Annotated in this window: 7 protein-coding genes and 6 tRNA genes (1 of these 13 cut by a window edge); 12 read left to right on the top strand and 1 reads right to left on the bottom strand. The window is 36.0% G+C overall.

All coding sequences use genetic code 11. From position 1 onward, the window contains the following. From I5776_RS18405 to I5776_RS18350, 12 genes are all read left to right on the top strand, one after another. Positions 1-70, top strand: a tRNA-Asp gene (locus I5776_RS18405) (it extends 7 nt beyond the left edge of the window). Between the two features lie 38 nt (positions 71-108). After that, a tRNA-Tyr gene (locus I5776_RS18400) sits at positions 109-192 on the top strand. A gap of 3 nt (positions 193-195) precedes the next feature. Beyond that, a tRNA-Trp gene (locus tag I5776_RS18395) sits at positions 196-265 on the top strand. A gap of 12 nt (positions 266-277) precedes the next feature. Then, a tRNA-His gene (locus I5776_RS18390) sits at positions 278-353 on the top strand. A gap of 27 nt (positions 354-380) precedes the next feature. Continuing rightward, positions 381-454, top strand: a tRNA-Gly gene (locus I5776_RS18385). 12 nt (positions 455-466) lie between these two features. Beyond that, positions 467-540, top strand: a tRNA-Ile gene (locus I5776_RS18380). Positions 541-690: 150 nt separating this feature from the next. After that, entirely contained in the window at positions 691-903 is a 213-nt protein-coding gene (locus tag I5776_RS18375; protein ID WP_202778005.1) for a gamma-type small acid-soluble spore protein, read from the top strand. Between the two features lie 88 nt (positions 904-991). Then, positions 992-1,243 (top strand): DUF3949 domain-containing protein, encoded by a 252-nt coding sequence (locus I5776_RS18370; RefSeq protein WP_202778004.1) that lies wholly within the window; start codon positions 992-994, stop codon positions 1,241-1,243. 250 nt (positions 1,244-1,493) lie between these two features. Then, positions 1,494-1,988: a PTS sugar transporter subunit IIA gene (locus I5776_RS18365; RefSeq protein ID WP_202778003.1), complete on the top strand. Its 495-nt coding sequence runs from the start codon at positions 1,494-1,496 to the stop codon at positions 1,986-1,988. Positions 1,989-2,026: 38 nt separating this feature from the next. Beyond that, positions 2,027-2,851, top strand: a complete 825-nt coding sequence (locus I5776_RS18360; protein WP_202778002.1) for a PRD domain-containing protein — start codon at positions 2,027-2,029, stop codon at positions 2,849-2,851. Between the two features lie 274 nt (positions 2,852-3,125). After that, positions 3,126-4,577 (top strand): N-acetylglucosamine-specific PTS transporter subunit IIBC, encoded by a 1,452-nt coding sequence (gene nagE / locus I5776_RS18355; RefSeq protein ID WP_202778001.1) that lies wholly within the window; start codon positions 3,126-3,128, stop codon positions 4,575-4,577. Positions 4,578-4,821: 244 nt separating this feature from the next. Beyond that, positions 4,822-5,541, top strand: a complete 720-nt coding sequence (locus I5776_RS18350; protein ID WP_202778000.1) for a YebC/PmpR family DNA-binding transcriptional regulator — start codon at positions 4,822-4,824, stop codon at positions 5,539-5,541. Between the two features lie 30 nt (positions 5,542-5,571). Here I5776_RS18350 and I5776_RS18345 read toward each other — a convergent pair whose 3' ends face one another. After that, positions 5,572-5,991 carry a DoxX family protein gene (locus tag I5776_RS18345; RefSeq protein ID WP_246483837.1) on the bottom strand — a complete coding sequence of 140 codons (420 nt, stop codon included), beginning with the start codon at positions 5,989-5,991 and terminating at the stop codon, positions 5,572-5,574. Positions 5,992-6,000 lie beyond the last annotated feature (9 nt).

Here is a 6,000-nt window from a genome sequence, read left to right as displayed (position 1 = left end):
TAGTTCAGCTGGTTAGAATGCCTGCCTGTCACGCAGGAGGTCGCGGGTTCGAGTCCCGTCCGGACCGCCATTAAATATAATTTATCCCTTAATAACTTTCTTAATCGTGGAGGGGTAGCGAAGTGGCTAAACGCGGCGGACTGTAAATCCGCTCCTTAGGGTTCGGCGGTTCGAATCCGTCCCCCTCCACCAGTTAGGGTATAGTTTAATGGTAAAACGAAGGTCTCCAAAACCTTTGATGTGGGTTCGATTCCTACTACCCCTGTCAATTATTATGGCGGCTGTGGCGAAGTGGTTAACGCATCGGATTGTGGTTCCGACATTCGTGGGTTCGATTCCCATCAGCCGCCCCATAAAAGGTTTAAAATTATTTTGTACATGCGGGTGTAGTTTAGTGGTAAAACTACAGCCTTCCAAGCTGTTGTCGTGAGTTCGATTCTCATCACCCGCTCCAAATATACATAATGGGCCTATAGCTCAGCTGGTTAGAGCGCACGCCTGATAAGCGTGAGGTCGATGGTTCGAGTCCATTTAGGCCCATTCAAATAAATATTCTATACGACAAAAAACTAGCTAAATTTATATGGCTAGTTTTTTTGTTTCACGATAAAACTAAAGAATATGAGCATACTAAGACAACAGAATAAAAATTTATAAGTGAATGGAAATACTACTAATAGGAGAGATATTATGAACGAAAATCAAAATAATAGCGGGTTTACAATAGCTGGTACAAGCATTGATGATGTAAGGAGGAAAAATGCTCAATCAGGCATGTCATATAATGAAGTGAAGGAATGGTTAGCTAAAACAACCGGGGGGCATGGAACAAATATTTACAGTGATACAAATGTTGAAGAAGTAAAAAAGGATATTCATGGTTCTAAAAGAGCAAATAAATAATAAAAATGTAATTAAACGAATGAAACATTTTCTTTTTTGATACGTAGTACATTGTAGAAAGAATTACTTTCTACAAAGGAGTGGTCGTATGGATATTGCATTCATTGTATTATGGACCGTTTTAATTATGTATTTCCTTGTTATGATTCCAATCGAGTATAATAATATTTCTTCTATAAAGGAACAAAAAAAGAAAGCAAATATATCTCATAATGAAATGTATGAAAAAATGAGCTTCGAAGAAGAACAACTTAATTTTAATCTTCAAGGCAATCTTTTAAATTTGCCATCTAATTTAGTTGCTGCGCTCATTTACAAGCTACGACATCGACATTCTTAACGCTGATAAAAATTTAAAAAAATGTTACCGCTTACTTGTTTTTTTTCAATGAGAATGTTACTATATACCTAATAATAAGATATTGATCACATGTTACTGATACGATCAGGCATGGTGGTATGTAAAAGGGATAACCCTTTTATTGTGCTGCCATGCCTTTTTTATTGTCTTATTTGATAATTTTATTGCTAAACCATAAACAACTCTAATAAATAGAATGTTTGTACCATAGGAAAAAGGAGTCCTTACAATGAAATTTAATCTTTTCAAAAAAGAAAAAGAAGAATTACACATATATGCACCTGTTAATGGGCAAATTGTTCCGATTGAACAAGTTCCAGATCCGGTTTTTAGTCAAAAGATGATGGGTGAAGGAATTGCCATTCAACCATCAAGTGGAAATATTCACGCTCCAGTTAGTGGAACAGTCATTCAGGTTGCGCCAACAAAGCATGCAGTTGGATTGCGTGCAGAGGATGGTTCAGAAATTCTCATACATGTAGGGTTAGAAACAGTTGCTTTAAAGGGTGAGGGATTTAATGTAGTGGTTCATGATGGAGACAAAGTTTCTGGCGGACAGCTACTAATTGAAGTTGATTGGGAATATATTAAGACAAATGCCAAAAGCACTATAACTCCGATAGTTATTACAAATAGTATGGAAGGGAAGAAACAATATACTGTTACAGAAGAGCAAGAAGGTTTACAGGGAAAAACAGTAGTTATAACATCTTCCGATAAGTGATACACTGTTTCGTATAGTGAAAACAAGGAGATGGCTCTATGAAGATATCAAAGGTTCTGAATAATAATGCTGTTGTAGTAAGGGATGGGCAGCAAGAGAAAATAGCAATCGGCGCGGGAATTGCATATGGAAAAAAGAAAAATGATGTTGTCAATCAACAAAAAATTGAAAAGCTTTTCGTCATGAAAGAAAATGAAAAACTCCAACAGCTTCTGAATCGAATCCCAGAAGAGCACTTTATTATCTCTGAAAAAATTATTACTTATGCAGAAGAGTATATTGGTGTAAAGCTAAATGAGCATATTCATATTGCTTTAACTGACCATCTTTCATTTGCGATAGAAAGAGAACGGGAAGGCATTCATTTAAAAAACAAGTTATTACATGAAATAAAAATACTTTATAAACAAGAATATGAAATCGGTCTATGGGCAATTAGATACATTAAAGAAACATGTAATATCGAACTCCCAATCGATGAAGCTGCGTATATCGCCCTCCATATTCATACGATGAAAGATCAGGGCGGCGATATGCGTCAAACCGTGATTCAAACGACGATTATTAGGGATATTGTCCAAACGATAACGGAGTTTCTAAACATCCATATTAGTGAGGATGATATATCTTATCATCGCTTAATCACACATTTGCGATTTGCATTAACGCGAATGAATCAAAACGAACTACATACGATGGATAATGAAATGATTGAAATGATTAAAAAGAAATTTCCCCTATCCTATCAATGTGCTGTAGAAGTAGCAAATAATATAATGAATTCGTATCGCATCACTCTGCCCGAACATGAACTAGGGTATATTACCCTCCATATTGAAAGGCTAAGAAAACAGTGGGTTTAATAAAGTTTAAAAAATTTTAAGGAGGTGAGGCAAAGGGGAATGAAATGTAATTAGTAGTACTCACATCACAAACCATTTTAATAATAATAATTTAATAGAATTATTCCTAATATTGAATGTGCCATCTTTTGTATTTTCTTTTAATCATTTTATTTAATAGGAACATTTCCTTTAAGTAGTTATTTTTAAAATGTACTTGTTCGGATGAGGGGATTACTATGTTGAGATGCTTTAAATAATTTAGATAAGTTTTTATTAGGGGGGAATAGTTACCATGATGAAATATCTACAAAGAATGGGTAAATCATTGATGTTACCAGTTGCTGTATTACCAGCAGCAGCTATTTTGATGGGGATTGGTTATTGGATTGACCCAACAGGTTGGGGATCTGGAAATGCAGTAGCTGCGTTTTTAATCAAAGCCGGGGGTTCTATTATTGATAATATCCCAATCCTATTCGCGGTTGGACTCGCATTAGGAATGGCAAAAGAAAAAGATGGATCAGCTGCTTTAAGTGGGTTAGTCGCTTATTTAGTAGTAACTACGTTATTATCAACTGACACAGTGGCTATGTTGAAAGGGATTGATGCAAAAGCTGTTAGTCCTGCCTTTGCCAAAATAGGAAATGCGTTTATTGGTATTATTTCAGGTATTGTAGCCGCGAATATGTATAATCGATTTAGTAAAGTTCAATTGCCGGATGCATTGGCTTTCTTTAGTGGAAAACGTCTAGTTCCAATTATGACAGCGGTTTCTATGCTAGTTGTATCTGTAATTTTGTTTTTCGTTTGGCCAGTAGTATTCACAGGTTTAGTTTCATTTGGGGAAGCGATTAGTAAATTAGGCGCTGCAGGTGCAGGGTTATATGGATTCTTCAATAGATTATTGATCCCAACAGGATTACACCATGCCTTAAACTCTGTTTTCTGGTTTGATGTAGCGGGAATTAATGATATTGGTAACTTCTGGGCAAGTAAAGGTGAAAAAGGTATTACTGGTATGTATCAAGCTGGTTTCTTCCCAGTAATGATGTTTGGATTACCAGCAGCAGCTTTAGCCATGTACCATACGGCAAAAACAAAACAGAAAAAACAAGTAGCTGCGTTAATGATGGCAGCAGGGTTTGCAGCATTCTTCACAGGTGTTACAGAACCGCTTGAATTTGCTTTCATGTTCACTGCTCCAGCATTATATTTAGTGCATGCGGTTTTAACAGGTTTATCACTTATGATTGCCGCTCTATTCCATTGGACAGCTGGCTTTGGATTTAGTGCAGGTTTAGTCGACTTTGTATTAAGTTTAAGAATTCCAATTGCAAACCAACCATATATGTTAATTGTTCAAGGTCTAGTATTTGCGGTTATTTACTACTTCTTATTCCGCTTTATTATTGTGAAATTTAATTTGGCAACTCCTGGTAGAGGAGAAGAAATAGTAGATGATAATGAAGGAGCAAGTACAGCAACTGATAAAGGTAATAAATTTACAGTGATGGCTGCTAAGATTTATGAAGGTCTTGGCGGAGATGCGAACGTAACTTCTGTAGATAATTGTACGACTCGTTTAAGGGTTGAAGTTAAAGATATGAATGCTGTTGACCAAAATAAGATTAAGGCAACTGGAGTACCAGGAATTAATATTGTTGGACCACAAAGCATTCAGGTAATTGTTGGAACATCTGTACAATTTGTTGCTGACGAAGTTCATCGAATTAGAAAAGGTTAATAGCTTACTAAAAGTGCAAAATCTAATTGGATTTTGCACTTTTTCATCTCCATTCATTTGATCTTACTTTTTTTGCTAACTACTCGATACTTCTATTACATTTAATGTATAATAGTAAACGAAGAATATAGCGATATATAATGGGGAAAGTTCCCTTGTAACTATTTTGAAAAAAACTTGATGTAATAGCTGATTTCGTATTACTATTTTTGAGTAGAGCTAAAGTGGAAAGAGAGTGTTCATAATGGGACGTAAGTGGAATAATATTAAAGAAAAAAAGGCATCAAAAGACGCAAATACGAGTCGAATTTATGCTAAGTTTGGTCGAGAAATATATGTAGCTGCGAAGCAAGGTGAACCAGACCCAGAATCTAACCAAGCATTGAAATTCGTACTTGAACGTGCGAAAACATATAATGTACCAAAACATATTATTGACCGTGCAATTGAAAAGGCAAAAGGCGGCTCTGATGAAAACTATGATGAGCTTCGTTACGAAGGTTTTGGACCAAATGGATCAATGGTTATCGTCGATGCCTTAACGAATAATGTGAACCGTACAGCATCAGAAGTACGTGCAGCGTTCGGTAAAAATGGCGGTAATATGGGAGTTAGTGGTTCTGTTGCTTATATGTTTGACGCAACGGCTGTGATCGGACTTGAAGGAAAATCTGCGGATGAAGTGCTCGAAATGTTAATGGAAGCGGATATCGATGTTCGTGACATCATTGAAGAAGAGGATTCTGTTATCGTATATGCTGAACCAGATCAATTCCATGCCGTACAAGAAGCATTAAAAAGTGCTGGAATCACGGAATTCACAGTTGCCGAACTAACGATGCTTGCACAAAACGATATAACACTTCCGGAAGATGCAAAAGCACAATTTGAAAAAATGATCGATGTGCTAGAGGATTTGGAAGATGTTCAACAAGTATATCATAATGTAGATTTAAGCGAATAATACTATATTTGTACTACGCGTCCCTTTCAGTTATTTGAAAGGGACTTTTATATTCATATCTTGTTTGTAGAGAATCACAAGTAGCGCCATCATAATAATGTCCAACCTCGCATTAAACGCAAAGGCAATCAATCCCGTATGCAATATCGGCACTTTTGTTAAAAGGATTGCTGCAATCATTATGGCCATTAATGGAATAGCTGATTGTTTAACCCATTTATTTGCCAAAATGAGAATACCACAAATGAGCTCTATTATTGCAACTATGTTCATTAATAAAATTGGGAACGGCAATCCTAGGCTAGTAAAATAATTCCCTAAATCTTCGCTAACGATTTTCATTACCCCAGATGTGATAAAAACATATCCGACTAAATACCGAATGATTTTCGTATGAATGGCAATCCCCCCTTTATTTGAATATATGAATAATAGGACAAACCATGTCAAAAAAATGGA

The sequence above is a fragment of the Heyndrickxia vini genome (assembly GCF_016772275.1).
In the GTDB taxonomy this organism is placed as follows: domain Bacteria; phylum Bacillota; class Bacilli; order Bacillales; family Bacillaceae_C; genus Heyndrickxia; species Heyndrickxia vini.
The sequence above is the reverse complement of the archived record's forward strand: the minus strand, read 5'-3'. Positions and strand labels throughout refer to the sequence as shown.